This is a genomic window from Neisseria sp. P0006.S009, from assembly GCF_051962915.1.
Classification (GTDB): Bacteria; Pseudomonadota; Gammaproteobacteria; order Burkholderiales; family Neisseriaceae; genus Neisseria; species Neisseria subflava_E.
Window position 1 is genome coordinate 611896 of the sequence record NZ_JBQCUV010000001.1, and the last position, 15160, is coordinate 627055.

The following is a 15160-nucleotide window of genomic DNA, read 5'->3' on the forward strand; positions in this document are numbered from 1 at the left end:
GCATAAACCATACAGGCCGTCTGAAATCCTTCAGACGGCCTGCCCACTTCCAACAAGACAAATCTAGTGTAAAATTAAGACAATAACTAAACTTTTTGATTTAAAATCAGTCAAAGAAAAAACTGTTACCTATAATAATATCCCTACATACATTATGCGCTATTACGGAACGATTACTCGCTGGAACAACAAGCGCGGCTTCGGAGCCGCTACCATAGAAGACACAGGCCAAGAAATCTTTCTTGCCCTTGCCGCCTTCACCACCCTTACCCGCCTTCCGGCCGAAGGGCAACACATCTCCTTCAACATCACAGAAGGCCGACGCGGCCGCAAAGAAGCCGAAAACGTCTGCTTCGCCCTCGATTGCGCCGACTGCTTCGATGTCCTCGTCCCTCCCCCCGAAAAACCCCTCGCCGGCAAACAAGCCATCGTCGGCCTGATTGCCGTTATCTTCGTCTGCAGCATTTTCGCCACCTTGTGGTACGGCCTCCACTTTTCCGACAACACTCTGGAAGAGCCGGCCGTCAAAAAACAAGAAACCATGGTTCACGAAGTAGCCGCCAAAATCGAAGCCGAACGCAAAGCATGGCGCGATGCCGTCAACGGCAACAACCAACGCTCGGGACAGCCTCAACGCGCCAAAGATAATACGTCGAAAGAATAACGCTTTATCCAATACAAAAAGGCCGTCTGAAAAAATGGGAAGATGAAATTATAGATTTCTTCCTCATTCTTTCAGACGGCCTTTGTTCTTACCTCAATTCGGCTCAGCCATTTCCAACGCCTGTTTGATGTCCACAGCAACGACGCGCGATACGCCTTTTTCCTGCATGGTGACGCCGACGAGCTGCTCCGCCATTTCCATGGTCAGGCGGTTGTGGGAGATGTAGAGGAACTGGGTTTGCGCCGACATTTCTTTGACTAGGTTGCAGAAACGCGAGGTGTTGGCGTCGTCCAGCGGGGCATCGACTTCGTCCAGAAGGCAGAAGGGGGCGGGGTTGAGGCTGAACAAGGCGAACACGAGGCTCATGGCGGTGAGGGCTTTTTCGCCGCCGGAGAGGAGGTAGATAGTGCTGTTTTTCTTGCCGGGCGGGCGCGCCATGATGGACACGCCGGCGGTCAGGAGGTCGTCGCCTATCATTTTGAGGGTGGCTTCGCCGCCACCGAACAGAGTTGGGAAGAAGGTTTGGACTTTGCCGTTGACGGCGTCGAAGGTTTCTTTGAAACGCGCTTTGGTTTTGTCGTCGATTTGGGCGATGGCTTCTTCCAAAAGTGCGATGGCTGCCTGCACGTCTTCGCTTTGGCTGCGGTAGTAGCCGTCGCGTTCGCGCGCTTCTTCGAGTTCTTGCAGGGCAGCGAGGTTGACTGCGCCGAGGGCTTCGATTTGTTGCGAGAGGCTGCCGATGCTGGTGTTCAATACTTTCGGCGATTCTTTCGCCAATGCTTCGAGCGCGTCCAAATCGGTGGCGCGTTCGGTCAGGTTTTGATGGTAGCGTTTGGCGTTAATCAGGGCTTCCTGCTGTTGCAACAGGGCGGTTTGGGTGGCTGCCTGAAGCTGTGGCAACTGGGTTTGCAGGGTTTGCACTTTAGCGTATTGCTCCCTGCCCTGCTCCTGAATCTGCGCGAGTTTTTCTTGTACGACAATATATTCTTCGTCCAAAGTCTGTACGGCTTCGGTCAGCTCGTCGAGTTTGATGTGCTGCTCGTCGTTTTGGAACTCGGTTTCATAGGCGAGGGCAAGCTCTTGCTGGCGTTCCTGCCAGTCCAGGGTTTGCTGTTCGAGCCGGGCGATTTGCTGCTGGTAGTTTTGTTTTTGCTGGTTGAGCTTGTGGACGGCGACTTCGGCAAGCCCGTATTGGCGGTTGGCTTCCAGCAGGGCAAGCTGCGCCTGTTTCAGACGGCCTTGCTGCTCTTGGCGGCTGTGCGCGGTGGTTTGCTGTTGGTGTTCGAGTTCGGCGGCGGCTTCCTGCAAAGTAACGATGTCGTCTGAAAGCCCGTCGGACGTGTGTTGCAACACAGTCTGCTCTTCTACCAACTGCGCCAGTTCGCGCTCGATGTGTTCGCGGCGGATTTGCCCTTGGTTGGTGCGCGCCAAGAGTTCGGCGGCGCGTTGCTGCGCCTGGCTGTATTGGCGCGTGTGCTGCTGTTGCTGCTGCATCAGGTTTTTATGCTGCACTTCGGACGAGCGCACGGCGGCTTCCGCCTGTTTGAACGCGGCTTCGGCGGTGGAGAGTTCGGGGGCGAGGTTTTCCAGTTCGGACGCGATGCCGTCGAGACGGGCTTTTTGGGCAATCAGACTTTCCTGCGCGGGTTTGGCATAGAGCAGGACGCTGACTTTATCGACCTGATGGCCTTCGGGCGTGAGCCAGATTTGATGCGCGCCCAAATCGCTTTGATGTGCGAGGGCGTAGCTCAAATCGGGCGCGCACAATACGCCGTCGAGCCAGTGGTGCAATGCCGTCTGAAACGGCGGCTGCGCTTGGATTTGGTTCAACAATGCCTGTACGGGCAGGGATTTTTTGATGCCGCCTGAGAGGCCGTCTGAAAGCCATGCCGCCTGCCCCTGCGGCAACGGCGCGGGCGGAACGAAGCCAGACGGTACGCTACGGGCGTGCAGGCGTTCGGCAAGAATGACGGACAGGGCATGCTGCCACTCGGCGGGCGCGGTGATGTGTTGCCACAGTTGTGGTGCTGCGGCGTGGTCGGTTGCCTGCCAGAAGTCAGCGGCTTCCTGCTGTTGCGACAGGATTTGCGACAACGCCTGTTGCTGCGCCTGCAAGGTGATGTGTTGCTGCTTCAGGCTTTGGAAGCGGTTTGAGGCCGTCTGAAACGCTTCGCGGGCGGCGTGTAAGGCTTCTTCGGCGGCGATGATTTGCTCTTCGTAATGCTCTTGCTGGCTTTGCAACAAGGCGGCGGCTTCCTGCGCGGCTGTGGTTTCGGCTTCGTCGGGCAGGTTCAGGGCTTGGTTTTCCTGCTTCAGACGGCCTTTGCGCTCTTCGTGCTTGGCAACGGTTTGTTCGGCATGGGCAAGCTGCTGCTGCTTCAACGCCAGTTCGCGGCGGATGCGGTTTGCCTCGTCCTGCTGGGTTTGGAAGGCGGCGTTAAGCGTGGCTTGGGCTTCTTCCAATTCGGGCAGACGCTCTTCGTGTTCAGCAACCTGCATCGCCCATTCCGCCAATTCGGTTTGCTTTTCTTCGACGTATAACTCGTTTTCTTCCAGCTTGACGCAGATTTGCTGCTGCTCTTGATGGATGCGCTGCAACTGCGCCTGCGCCGCCTGCTTGTCGCGTTCGATGCGTTGGTGCAGGTTTTGCTGATGGCGGATTTGTTCTTCCAAACGGGCAATCTGCTCGCGCAACACGCCGCGTTTGTTGCTCAATTCGTGTACCGCCTGCTGCTGCGACTGCTCGGCGGTCTGCAAGGCGTGTACTTCGTCGTTTAACGCCTGAACCTGCGCGGCGGTTTCGTCCTGCTGCGCCTGCAAAGACTGATGCTGCGCGGTCGCCTTGTCGGCGGCGGCAAGCGATTGCTGCCATTGCGCGTAATCAAGCAAATCCTGTTGTTGGTTTAACTGCGCGGTCAGGGATTTGTAGCGTTCGGCGGTTTCCGCTTGTTTTTCCAGCTTTTCCACCTGACGCGCCAACTCGTTCTGCAAATCGCCCAAACGCTGCAAATGCTCGCGCGTGTCTTTCAGACGACCTTCCGTCTCCTTGCGGCGTTCCTTATATTTGGACACGCCCGCCGCCTCCTCGATATAGGCGCGCAACTCCTCCGGCCGCGCTTCGATGATGCGCGAAATCATCCCCTGCTCAATAACCGCATAACCGCGCGCGCCCACGCCCGTACCCAGAAACAAATCGGTAATGTCGCGGCGGCGCACGGTCTGATTGTTGATGAAATAAGTCGATTCGCCCTGACGCGTCAGCTGCCGCTTGATGCTCACCTCTGCATACTGCCCCCACGCCCCCTGCAAACTGTGGTCGCTGTTGTCAAACACCAGCTCCACCGAAGCTCTCGGCGCAGGACGGCGCGTTGCCGCACCGTTAAAAATCACGTCCTGCATACTCTCGCCGCGAAGCTGCTTCGCCGAAGCCTCTCCCAACACCCAGCGCACCGCGTCAATCACATTCGACTTGCCGCAGCCGTTCGGCCCGATGACCGCAACAAGCTGCCCCGGCACATGAATCGCAGTCGGGTCGGTAAAAGATTTGAAGCCGGAGAGTTTGATGTGGGTAAGGCGCATGGCAATGTTTCGAATCGGAAAAGAAGGCGTATTTTAACGGAAATACGCTTATCCGTTGAGAGAAAAGCATCCATAAAGTCCGACTGCTTTTTTATCTTCAAAAGGCCGTCTGAAAAGTTTGTTAAAAAGAAACAGACTAGCTATAGAACTCACTAAAATATTCAAAATAAATTCATATAAAACAATTAACTAAGAAAATATCCACCCAACCATCTTCCCTTTGATTAATTTTTGTACAGAAATGCAAACAAACTGTTTATTTTTTTATGATTTATGGTTATTATCAGATATTAAAGGTTTAAAAATCAGATAAACGATCTCTCCGACCTTTTAATCAAGCGAATAACCATACAGGGAATCTCATGTCAAACATCCAAACCAAACTTAAAACCATCGTTTTTACAGCCATCAGCACAGCCATCTTGTCCGCATGCGGTGGTGGCGGAGGCGGCGGTTCATCTGCTTTAAGCACCGGCGCGACTCCTACCAATAATACCGGCAACTCTGCTGGCAATAATGGCAATCCTGCCAACAACAGCAATGTCAACACTCCGAAAGCGCCGTCTACTACGCTTACCAACAGTGCCGACAACCTCGCCAAACTGACCGATGAAGATCCAATCGATCCGGCCAACGTTACCCAGCCTTTGCACACACATTTCATCTCCTCCAAAGGTGCACAGCAATCCAACCCTAACGTACAAATCCGCAAAGATGCCGCAGGCAAAATGTTCCAAACAGACAATCAAGACCGTAACCAAAATGGCCTGATCAGTTCTATTGACTTTAACAGCAATGATGAAGTCAAAATGGACGGCGTTGTGTTATTTAACAAGACCACTGATGGCAACGCAACCCAAACTACATGGACAAGCTACGCTTCTGTTATTGCCAAAGTATATTCAAAAGGCAATACTCAAACTGATGTCAGCGAACAAACGGGCAAAGAGAAAAATACCGAATTCGCATACGGCAAATCAACTTTGGATGAACGTATTGTTGAACTTTATAAGAAGTTAGAAGCTGAAAAAGAAAATCTAAAAAAAGAACAAAACTCAGAGTCTGGCCAAGTTGATCATGACAAAATAAAGGAAATTAAAGCTAAAATTAGAGACTTAGACGCTTTATACCAAAAAAATCTGCAACATCGTACTGGTCTGGCAACCTTTAATAAAATTGACAGCGATAAGTTAGCCTACTTCCGCACTGATAAAAATGGCTTAGTCTTCGATAAACAATTCGATGGCGTTTATGTTATCAACTTTGATGACGGCACCAAAATTGTGTTGCATGATCCTTCTGCGGCCGGCTGGACATATCAAACCTTCGCGTATTACACCGACCCTAAAGGACATGTATACCAAGGCTACCAAAGCCTGGGCGATGAAACTGTCTTCACAACCCTGCCTGCTAAAGGAACAGCCACCTACAAAGGTATTTCCACTGCCTATGTGGTTACCGACAAGAACAATCGTCAGTTGACTTCCAATGTCATGGCTATCGTTGATTTCGGCCTCAAAGGCGTCCGTTTTGAAACGTCAAACTCACACTTCCATACTTTAGAAAATGGTAAGCGCGTATCCAAAGCAGATAACAACTATGATTTCAAAGGTACGGCAAGCTGGAAAGACGGCAACCTCTTCTCCGGTAAAGTCAGCACGGCCGATGACAAGTTAAGCGGCAACCTGAACGGCAAATTCTACGGCCCCAATGCTGCAGAAATTGGCGGCACTTACGGCTTGAAAAACAAAGATGCAACCGAACACTTAATCGGTGGCTATGGCGCGAAACGTCAATAACCCTGCCTAAACAAAAGGCCGTCTGAAGTTTCAGACGGCCTTTTTATTTTCAACTTAGATTACACCGATACGGCTGCTTTGATATGCGGATGCGGATCGTAGCCTTCCAATTCAAAGTCTTCAAATTTAAATTCAAACAAGTCTTTGACTTCAGGGTTGATTTTCATGGTCGGCAGTTTTCGGAAATCGCGGCTTAATTGCAGTTGGGCCTGCTCGATATGGTTGCTATACAAATGCGCATCGCCAAACGTATGGATAAACTCACCTGCTTCCAGTCCGCATACTTGGGCCATCATCATGGTCAACAATGCGTAGCTGGCGATGTTGAACGGTACGCCAAGGAAAATATCGGCGCTGCGTTGGTAAAGCTGGCAAGACAGTTTGCCGTTGGCAACGTAAAACTGAAACAGAGCGTGGCAAGGCGGCAAAGCCATTTCATCGACCAAAGCCGGATTCCATGCCGATACAATCAGACGGCGCGAGTCGGGATTTTTTTTGATTTGTTCCACCACATTGGCAATTTGGTCGATATGGCGGCCGTCGGGCGCGGGCCAGCTGCGCCATTGGTAGCCGTAAACCGGGCCTAAATCGCCGTTTTCGTCCGCCCATTCGTCCCAAATGGAAACGTTGTTGTCTTTCAGGTATTTGATGTTGGTATCGCCTTTAAGAAACCAAAGCAGCTCATGAATAATCGAGCGCAGATGCAGTTTTTTGGTGGTCAATAGCGGAAAGCCTTCACTCAAATCAAAACGCATTTGGTAGCCGAATACAGAACGCGTGCCGGTGCCGGTACGGTCGGATTTGTCGATACCATTGTCGAGAACATGGCGCATAAGGTCGTGATAGGCTTTCATGGGTTTCCTTAATGTATGTATTGTGGGAGTTTGATGCGTATTGTACCGAATTTTCAGACGGCCTGCCTCTCTGTCTTCAATGGGGCAATCTTCCCCATATTCGCGTAGTACACTCATTAACAATGTTGACAATTTAGCGCTAATTTACACAAATTTTTGAGCTTAATTAAATTTTTACAAAAAAATTTTCAACATTTTCTAGTTTAATTACTAAGCATTTTATTTTTAATAAAATATATTTAAGAAAATATATTTAAATATTTTTAATTAAATTTGAAATATAATTCCATTTTTACAAATTGGTAAAAAAATAATGTCAACAATCTAGGCAAAATTTTCCTTGGCAAGTAAAATTTTTACAGCTATATTTCAAAACATAAATATTGAAACATCTCACTCAATAGGAGTTGAAAAATGACTGACCTGAACACCCTGTTTACCAATCTTAAACAACGCAACCCCAACCAAGAACCCTTCCACCAAGCTGTTGAAGAAGTGTTCATGAGCCTCGACCCGTTTTTGGCGAAAAACCCGAAATACACCCAACAAAGCCTGCTTGAGCGTATTGTTGAACCGGAGCGCGTGATTATGTTCCGCGTCACTTGGATGGACGACAAAGGCCAAGTTCAAGTCAACCGCGGCTACCGCATTCAAATGAGTTCCGCCATCGGCCCTTACAAAGGCGGTTTACGTTTCCACCCGACCGTCGATTTGGGCGTGTTGAAATTCCTCGCCTTTGAACAAGTGTTCAAAAATGCGTTGACCACCCTGCCTATGGGCGGCGGCAAGGGCGGTTCCGACTTTGATCCTAAAGGCAAATCAGATGCCGAAGTAATGCGTTTCTGCCAAGCCTTTATGACCGAACTCTACCGCCACATCGGTGCCGATACCGACGTTCCTGCCGGCGACATCGGCGTAGGCGGCCGCGAAATTGGCTATCTGTTCGGCCAATACAAAAAAATCCGCAACGAATTTGCTTCCGTCCTGACCGGCAAAGGCCTCGAATGGGGCGGCAGCCTGATTCGCCCTGAAGCCACCGGCTACGGTTGCGTGTATTTTGCCCAAGCTATGTTGGAAACCCGCAACGACAGCATCGAAGGCAAACGCGTGTTGATTTCCGGCTCCGGCAACGTGGCGCAATACGCTGCCGAAAAAGCCATCCAACTGGGTGCAAAAGTATTGACCGTTTCCGACTCCAACGGCTTTGTCCTCTTCCCTGACAGCGGTATGACCGAAGCGCAACTGGCCGCTTTGATCGAGCTGAAAGAAGTACGCCGCGAACGCGTGGCCACTTACGCCAAAGAACAAGGCCTGCAATACTTTGAAAACCAAAAACCGTGGAACATCGCAGCCGAAGTCGCCCTGCCTTGCGCCACCCAAAACGAATTGGACGCAGACGCTGCCAAAATCCTGCTGGCAAACGGTTGCTATGTGGTTGCCGAAGGTGCGAACATGCCGTCAACTTTGGGCGCAGTCGAACAATTTATCAAAGCCGGCATCCTCTACGCTCCGGGCAAAGCCTCCAACGCCGGCGGCGTAGCGACTTCAGGTTTGGAAATGAGTCAAAACGCCATCCGCCTGTCTTGGACACGTGAAGAAGTCGACCAACGCCTGTTCGACATCATGCACAACATCCACGAATCCTGCCTGAAATACGGCAAAGTCGGCGACAAAGTGAACTACGTCAATGGTGCGAACATTGCCGGTTTCGTCAAAGTTGCCGATGCCATGTTGGCGCAAGGTTTCTAAAGGCTACATCAACGCAAATCATAAGGCCGTCTGTTTTCAGACGGCCTTTTTCTTTTCCTGCAAATTTTATACGCCCAAATAACCTTCCCTGCTGGAAAGCCATCTTGCCAAATGCGCTTCGACGATTTCAGGGTTTTGTTCAATCAGCAAAGTGGCGATTTCGCGCGCCTGTTCCAAGAGATGCAGGTCTTCTTCAAGGTTGGCGAAGCGCAGCATGGGGACGCCGCTTTGGCGCGCGCCGAGAAATTCGCCGGGGCCGCGGATGTTGAGGTCTTGGCGGGCGATTTCGAAGCCGTCGGTGTGTTCGTAGATGACTTTCAGCCGCGCCTTGGCAAGTTCGCTCAAGGGTTCTGCAAACAGGAGGACGCACACGCTTTCTGCCGCGCCGCGCCCTACCCGTCCGCGTAATTGATGAAGCTGCGCCAAGCCCATGCGCTCTGCGTGTTCGATCACCATCAGGGCGGCATTGGGCACATCTACGCCGACTTCGATGACGGTGGTGGCGACCAAGACGTTCAGACGGCCTGCGGCAAACTGAGCCATGACTTCGGCTTTTTCAGCGGCCTTCATGCGCCCGTGCACCAAGCCGATGTTGAGTTCGGGCAATGCCGCCTGAAGCTGCTCTAGGGTTTCGGTGGCGGTTTGCAGTTGCAGGGTTTCGCTTTCTTCAATCAGCGGGCAGACCCAGTATGCCTGCTGCCCTTTGCGGCAGATGTTGAGGACGAAGCCTTCGACTTCGGCGCGGCGGACATTGTTGACGAGGCGGGTTTTAATCGGGGTGCGCCCGGGCGGCAACTGGTCGATGACGGACACGTCCAAATCGGCGAAGAAACTCATGGCGAGCGTGCGTGGGATGGGCGTGGCGGACATCATCAGCTGGTGGACGTCTCGTCCTTTGTTTTTGAGGGCAAGGCGTTGGGCGACGCCGAAGCGGTGTTGTTCGTCCACAATCACCAAGCCCAGATTTTGGAACTCGACGTCGTCTGAAAACAGGGCGTGCGTGCCGACGGCAATTTTGACAGCACCGTCAGCCAGTTTGGCTTTGGCTTCGTCTTTGGCTTTTTTACGCTGGCTGCCTGAAAGCCAGACGACTTCAAGGCCTAAAGGCTCAAGCCATTGTTTGAACTTGATGAAGTGCTGTTCGGCAAGGATTTCGGTCGGCGCCATTACAGCCACCTGTGCGCCGGATTCAATAGCCGTCAAAGCAGACAAGGCGGCAACAATGGTTTTGCCGCTGCCGACATCGCCTTGCAGCAGACGGTGCATGGGATGGGTTTGCGCCATATCACGGCAGATTTCGGAAACAACTTTTTCTTGTGCATCGGTCAGGGCAAACGGCAAGGCGTGGCGCAGAGCTTGAGTCAATGTACCGTCGCCGCCCAATGCTGTGGCCGAGCCGCTAACGCGCTTCTGCCGCGCCAAGCGCATGGAAAGTTGTTGCGCCAAAAGTTCGTCAAATTTAAGCCGTTGCCATGCAGGCAGCGTGCCGTCTGAAAGTTGATGAATAGTGAAGCTTGGCGGCGGCGAATGCAAAAGGCGCAGGCTTTCGGCAAGGTGCGGCAGTTTCAGACGGCCTAATAAAGCATCAGGCAAGGTGTCGTGCAACGGCGTAACGTCCAAGGCCGTCTGAATAATACGGCGCAAAGTAGGCTGGTTCAAACCGTTTACGGTCGGATAAATCGGCGTAAGGCTTTCCGCCAAACCACTGCCCTCGGCATCGCGGATTTTGGGATGAATCATCTCGTCGCCGTGAAACCCGTGTTTGATTTCGCCCACAGCGCGGATGCGCTTACCGACCGCCATCTGTTTCTGGTTGCTGGCGTAAAAGTGGATGAAGCGCAGAAAAAGGACGCTGCCGGAACCGTCGGCAATTTGAACAATCAGCTGTTTGCGTGGCTTAAAAGTTACTTCCTGATGGATGACCTCACCCTCGACCTGACACGGCACGCCGATCGGCGCATCCTTAATCGGCATGATGTGCGTCTCGTCCTCATAACGCAACGGCAGGTGCAACACCAAATCCCATGCGGTATGGAGGTTGAGTTTTTCAAGCTTCTTGGCGGAAACATCGGTAATTTTGAGCTGTTTTTGGGTTTCGGGCGTCATCTTAAAAGGCAGCTGATTTAAAGTTTGCTATATTTTATCCGAAAACAAAAAGACCGTCTGAACGCAATGTTTCAGACGGCCTTCAAAGCTGAATACTTGAAACAAATGAATATTTGAAAATACGCCGGCTATCGAATCAACTTCAGCCATTGTTAGGAAACAGCTTTCAAAAAAGAAGGATATTCAACCCATACTTTTATCAGGAATTTAGCCAATAATGTTTACATACCCAATCATTATCCATTCTCCTAAAAATGCCAATCCAATTTCAATTTGACTGTCCGCGGTTCGCCATAGAAATTGTTTTGACCTCGCGTACGGTTGTAGTTGTTTTCAAAATACGTCCTGTCAGTCAGGTTAGTTCCTATCAGGCTGATTCTACCGTGTTTGTGAAAGTCATATTGAACAAAGCCGTCTATAAGTCCGTAGCCTCCTTGGCGGATATTGTAAAGGCTACTTGTGCGACTTTGCGCGGATATTCCGCCACCCAAGGTCAACTTAGTTTGAGGCAAGCGGTAGCTTGTACCGAGGCGGAACATATGTACCGGCGTGAAGTTACTGAAGTTATACGGATCGGCAGTCGTGTTTTTCTCCAACCGCTCCGCATTGACTTCTGCAGCATTTTTATACTTGCTTTTGTTATATGTGTAGCCAACAAAAATACGCCAATTTTCCGACAATTCGCCAGCCAATTCAAGTTCTGCACCGCTACTCTTAACTTTACCCACAGGTTTAGCGATGGTTTGGAATGAACCTCCGTTACGACTAGTATCGGGAACAAATCCGAAATCGACAACGGTTCGGTTTTTCTGCTGTAAAACAAATAAGGCAAGCGAAGCATTCAGACGGCCTTGCAAGAACGACCCTTTCCAACCTATTTCATAGTTAGTCCCGATGAGTGGTGGAAGAACGGATTTGCTGGTTACATCAACATTATCCTGTTGTTTAAAAATCTTAGTATAGCTGGCATACAAGCTTTGTTGCGGTGTCAGGTCGTAGGTAATGCCTGCATATGGCGTGAACCTATGACTTTGCATTTTTGAGGTGTAGTGTTCTTTGTCGATTTTGTTACTGCTCTCAGTTTGGAATGCCGTAGCAGGCTGGCCGTAGCGTACAGGCATTTCTTTGGCTTGTGTGGTTTCATAACGCGTATAGTGTATACCGCCCAAGAGATGTAGGCGGTTGGTTGCATTAAAGCGGGTACTGAAAGTCAAAGAATGTGTTTTATTCGTGTTAAGGTATTTCGAATAATTGTATAACGCCGGAACATGATCATCTGCAACCTGAACAGTTTTCCACAGCGGCGTTTTCAGATATTGGTTTGCCCATTTCAAATTTCCCTCTTCATCCCGCTCCTGTATTTTGTTTCCATTTGCATCCAATTCGTAAACAGGATCTTGCACCATTACGCGCTCACCATTGTCGTTGACTGTCCAGACAGGCTTGCCCTCCGCATCCAAACGGGGAGTATATTTGGTAACATGCGCGCCACTGCATTCCGGCACATAGATCTTGTTATTACCTTTTTCGTTATAAATATGCCAATCTGGTTCGACAATGCCTTTTTCTAAAGGATTACGCTCCGGACCATCGGGATGAATGCCGCAACTGCCTGCACCCGCATAACCTTGAGGACGGACAAAATAACGGTTTTGATATATTTCCGTATAGGCAGAACGGATTTTTTCATTGTTATACGTATAACCGACAAAGAAATCATGTTCACGCCCAAGCAGGCGGTAGTTACCTGTCAGATCCAGCTTAAAGCCCCATTGCACATCGTGTTTGGTATAGTGCAACGGCATGAAGTTGTAACGGCGGTTATATGTGTGGCGAAGATTGTATGCTGAGTCGTATAGACGGTTGGGAAACAGGCCTTCTGCATTGTTAATAATGCCTTGCTTTGCAAGCTCCTTATCAACAAACTCTTTTTTATCTACTTCTACACCCGGATCCTGCCAGTCGTTGCACAGGAAATCCAAACCAATGTCCTGCATACATTGATCAAAACCTGCCCGACGTGCTGCCGCCCTTTGGGAGCGATATTGTTCAAAAGCAGATGCATCGAAATGATGGGCAACGTAATCTGCTTTTTTCTCTTCATATGTTTTAGTGACGCCATCACGATATTCTTTTAATTTTGCCAACGCCTTGTCTTTAGGCTCAAAAGGAATAACCTCCCCCTTTTCAGTTAGGAAACCCGTAGCCTCAGATGCTGAAATACCTGCCGCGTGTTCGTTTTTCAGAAAAAATTGTCCGACTTTGGCATCTGAATCATTACGCGTATAAGAAATTTCGGCATTGAGTTGCCATCCATTGTCAAAGACATGTTTGAAACCGGAAAAAATATTGTATTTATCAGCATTCAGGCGTGACCATGAGGTTTCACCCAAATAAGTTTTACGTGGCAATTTCAAAGGATTGTTACAGGCTGGACTGGAGCTAAAGGCCGCAGTTTTTTGATCCTCACAAGGTAAAATTACGCCGGCAAAATCGGGAATGTCTTTATTTTTCTGATAAGTACCCCCCAAAGTCAGCATACTGTTATCACTCAAATCCGTATCGATCACGCCATAAACCATGTCTTTCTTGTTCCATACACCCTCTTTAAAAGAACGGTGGTCCTCATGAACACCAACCAGCCTACCGCGTACCGTATGTTCATTATTCAAGCTTCCAGATACATCCAAAGCCAAACGCTTGCTGCCCCTATGGTCAGTACTGATTTCACCTGTATGCTTAAACAGAGCTGTTGGCCGCTTACGGATTAAATTAATGGTTCCACCTGGTTCAGAATTAGACTGAGTAAGACCGGTTGCACCTCTGACAACCTCAATGTGATCATAAACAGCAAGGTCTGTACTGGGTGAGACATCGATTTTTGCCGTATAGCCCGAACGTCCAGACACATTAGTGGTAATACCGTCTTCACCAATCTGATCAACATAGAAACCGCGAGACAAAAAACGAGTTTGTAGGCCCGAATCGCGAACCACGTTGATTCCCGTAGTGTTTTTCATTGCATCTTCTAAAGAATATATTGCTTTATCATCTAGCTGCCAACGCGTCATTACGCTCACCGACTGCGGCGTATCCTTGCCTGAAATACGCAATCCAGTCGCCGTTGCCATCGTTCCGATTGTATAAGACTGACTGCGCTCGGTATTCCTTTGTGCCTGCCGTTTGCCACTGACCTTGACCGTATCCATATCTACATGTTCAACTTCTTGATGTCCTGTATCTGCAAAAACAGTTTGGCAAGGCAGTACTAATAACAAACAAATTGTTTTCATTTGAAAATCAGGTTTCACAACTATTTCCTTAATTAATAGAATCTACTTACCTACTTGATAAAAATTATAATTTATTAATTTTAAATGATATTTAATCTATAAAATTAAAATATAATAGTAATGATAGGCGGAATCATTATATACCTGATGCATTAATATATGAACTTTTTGTTATAGATTTTTTCTTATATACTGATTTTTAGATAAAAAAAGGCCGTCTGAACGCAATGTTTCAGACAGCCTCAATTTAGGTATAACGCGATTAAGCGTTAGCTTCCTGTTGTTGTTGGTAGATGGCTTCGAAGTTGATCGGGGCAAGCAGTACAGGCGGGAAGCCTGCGCGGGTTACGCTGTTGGAAATGGCTTCGCGTGCGTAAGGGAACAGGATGTTCGGACAAGCAACGCCCAGCAGCAGTTGTACGTCTTCTTCAGGAATGTTTTCCAAACGGAAGATGCCGCTTTGGGTAACTTCGTTCAAGAACATGGTGCGCTCTTCGTTCAGTTTGGCAGTCACGGTAACGGTAACGTCAACGCTGTAGAAACCGTCTTCCAGTTTGGTGTTGCCGGTAGAAACGCGCATATCGACTTCAGGCTCGCCTTGTTCCAAGAAGATTTGTGGTGCGTGAGGCACTTCCAAAGACAAGTCTTTTACATACAGACGCTCAACGCTGAATACGGGTTGCAATTCTTCGCTCATTTTATTTTCCTAAGTTAAGGGTTAAGGATTCAGTAATTCGTCCAACTTGCCTTCCTGCTGCAAGCGGTACAAATCGGTAAAGCCACCGACATGGGTGTCGCCGATAAAAATCTGCGGCACGCTGCGCTGGCCGGAAAGCTGCTGCATTTCGGCAAAAACTTCCGGATTGCCGTCGATGCGGATTTCGTTGATTTCTTTCACACCCACCGCCTGCAACAGCCTTTTCGCCATGGTGCAGTACGGGCAATATGGACCGGTATAAACAGTAACGGTTTGCATGATTTCTTCCAAAATACCAATGTTCATGACTATATGGGCATAGGTGCTATTTTACAAGTATTCCCGCCGTACGGTTGTAAAAAACATTCAGACGGCCTCTTGGCCATAAACATTTGTGCAGATGCGGAAAAACCATAATT

The 15160-nt window shown here is 49.4% G+C and carries 9 protein-coding genes; 3 read left to right on the forward strand and 6 right to left on the reverse strand.

Going from position 1 to position 15160, the window contains the following annotated elements; translation table 11 throughout:
• The first annotated feature begins 154 nt into the window (after positions 1-154).
• Positions 155-664 carry a cold-shock protein gene (locus ACTHTK_RS02945; RefSeq protein ID WP_440378328.1) on the forward strand — a complete coding sequence of 170 codons (510 nt, stop codon included), beginning with the start codon at positions 155-157 and terminating at the stop codon, positions 662-664.
• 93 nt (positions 665-757) lie between these two features.
• Here the strand turns inward: ACTHTK_RS02945 and smc are convergent, their stop codons facing one another.
• On the reverse strand, positions 758-4243 hold the full coding sequence (gene smc, locus ACTHTK_RS02950; protein ID WP_440378329.1) for a chromosome segregation protein SMC: 3486 nt from the start codon (positions 4241-4243) through the stop codon (positions 758-760).
• A gap of 362 nt (positions 4244-4605) precedes the next feature.
• Between smc and ACTHTK_RS02955 the strand changes: the two genes are divergently transcribed.
• On the forward strand, positions 4606-6042 hold the full coding sequence (locus ACTHTK_RS02955) for a transferrin-binding protein-like solute binding protein (protein ID WP_440378330.1): 1437 nt from the start codon (positions 4606-4608) through the stop codon (positions 6040-6042).
• A 59-nt stretch (positions 6043-6101) separates the two neighbouring features.
• Here ACTHTK_RS02955 and ACTHTK_RS02960 read toward each other — a convergent pair whose 3' ends face one another.
• On the reverse strand, positions 6102-6896 hold the full coding sequence (locus ACTHTK_RS02960; protein WP_049331396.1) for a thymidylate synthase: 795 nt from the start codon (positions 6894-6896) through the stop codon (positions 6102-6104).
• A gap of 414 nt (positions 6897-7310) precedes the next feature.
• On the opposite strand from ACTHTK_RS02960, the gene gdhA reads away from it, so the two are divergent.
• Positions 7311-8645: an NADP-specific glutamate dehydrogenase gene (gene gdhA, locus ACTHTK_RS02965; RefSeq protein WP_003745850.1), complete on the forward strand. Its 1335-nt coding sequence runs from the start codon at positions 7311-7313 to the stop codon at positions 8643-8645.
• A gap of 66 nt (positions 8646-8711) precedes the next feature.
• Here the strand turns inward: gdhA and recG are convergent, their stop codons facing one another.
• The 4 genes from recG to grxC form a co-directional block, all read right to left on the reverse strand.
• Positions 8712-10751 (reverse strand): ATP-dependent DNA helicase RecG, encoded by a 2040-nt coding sequence (recG, locus tag ACTHTK_RS02970; protein ID WP_440378331.1) that lies wholly within the window; start codon positions 10749-10751, stop codon positions 8712-8714.
• A 248-nt stretch (positions 10752-10999) separates the two neighbouring features.
• Positions 11000-14044 (reverse strand): TonB-dependent siderophore receptor, encoded by a 3045-nt coding sequence (locus ACTHTK_RS02975; protein ID WP_440378380.1) that lies wholly within the window; start codon positions 14042-14044, stop codon positions 11000-11002.
• 262 nt (positions 14045-14306) lie between these two features.
• Positions 14307-14741, reverse strand: coding sequence for a protein-export chaperone SecB (secB, locus tag ACTHTK_RS02980; protein WP_003745844.1), 435 nt, complete (start codon positions 14739-14741; stop codon positions 14307-14309).
• A gap of 21 nt (positions 14742-14762) precedes the next feature.
• Positions 14763-15020: a glutaredoxin 3 gene (grxC, locus tag ACTHTK_RS02985; protein WP_003684090.1), complete on the reverse strand. Its 258-nt coding sequence runs from the start codon at positions 15018-15020 to the stop codon at positions 14763-14765.
• Positions 15021-15160 lie beyond the last annotated feature (140 nt).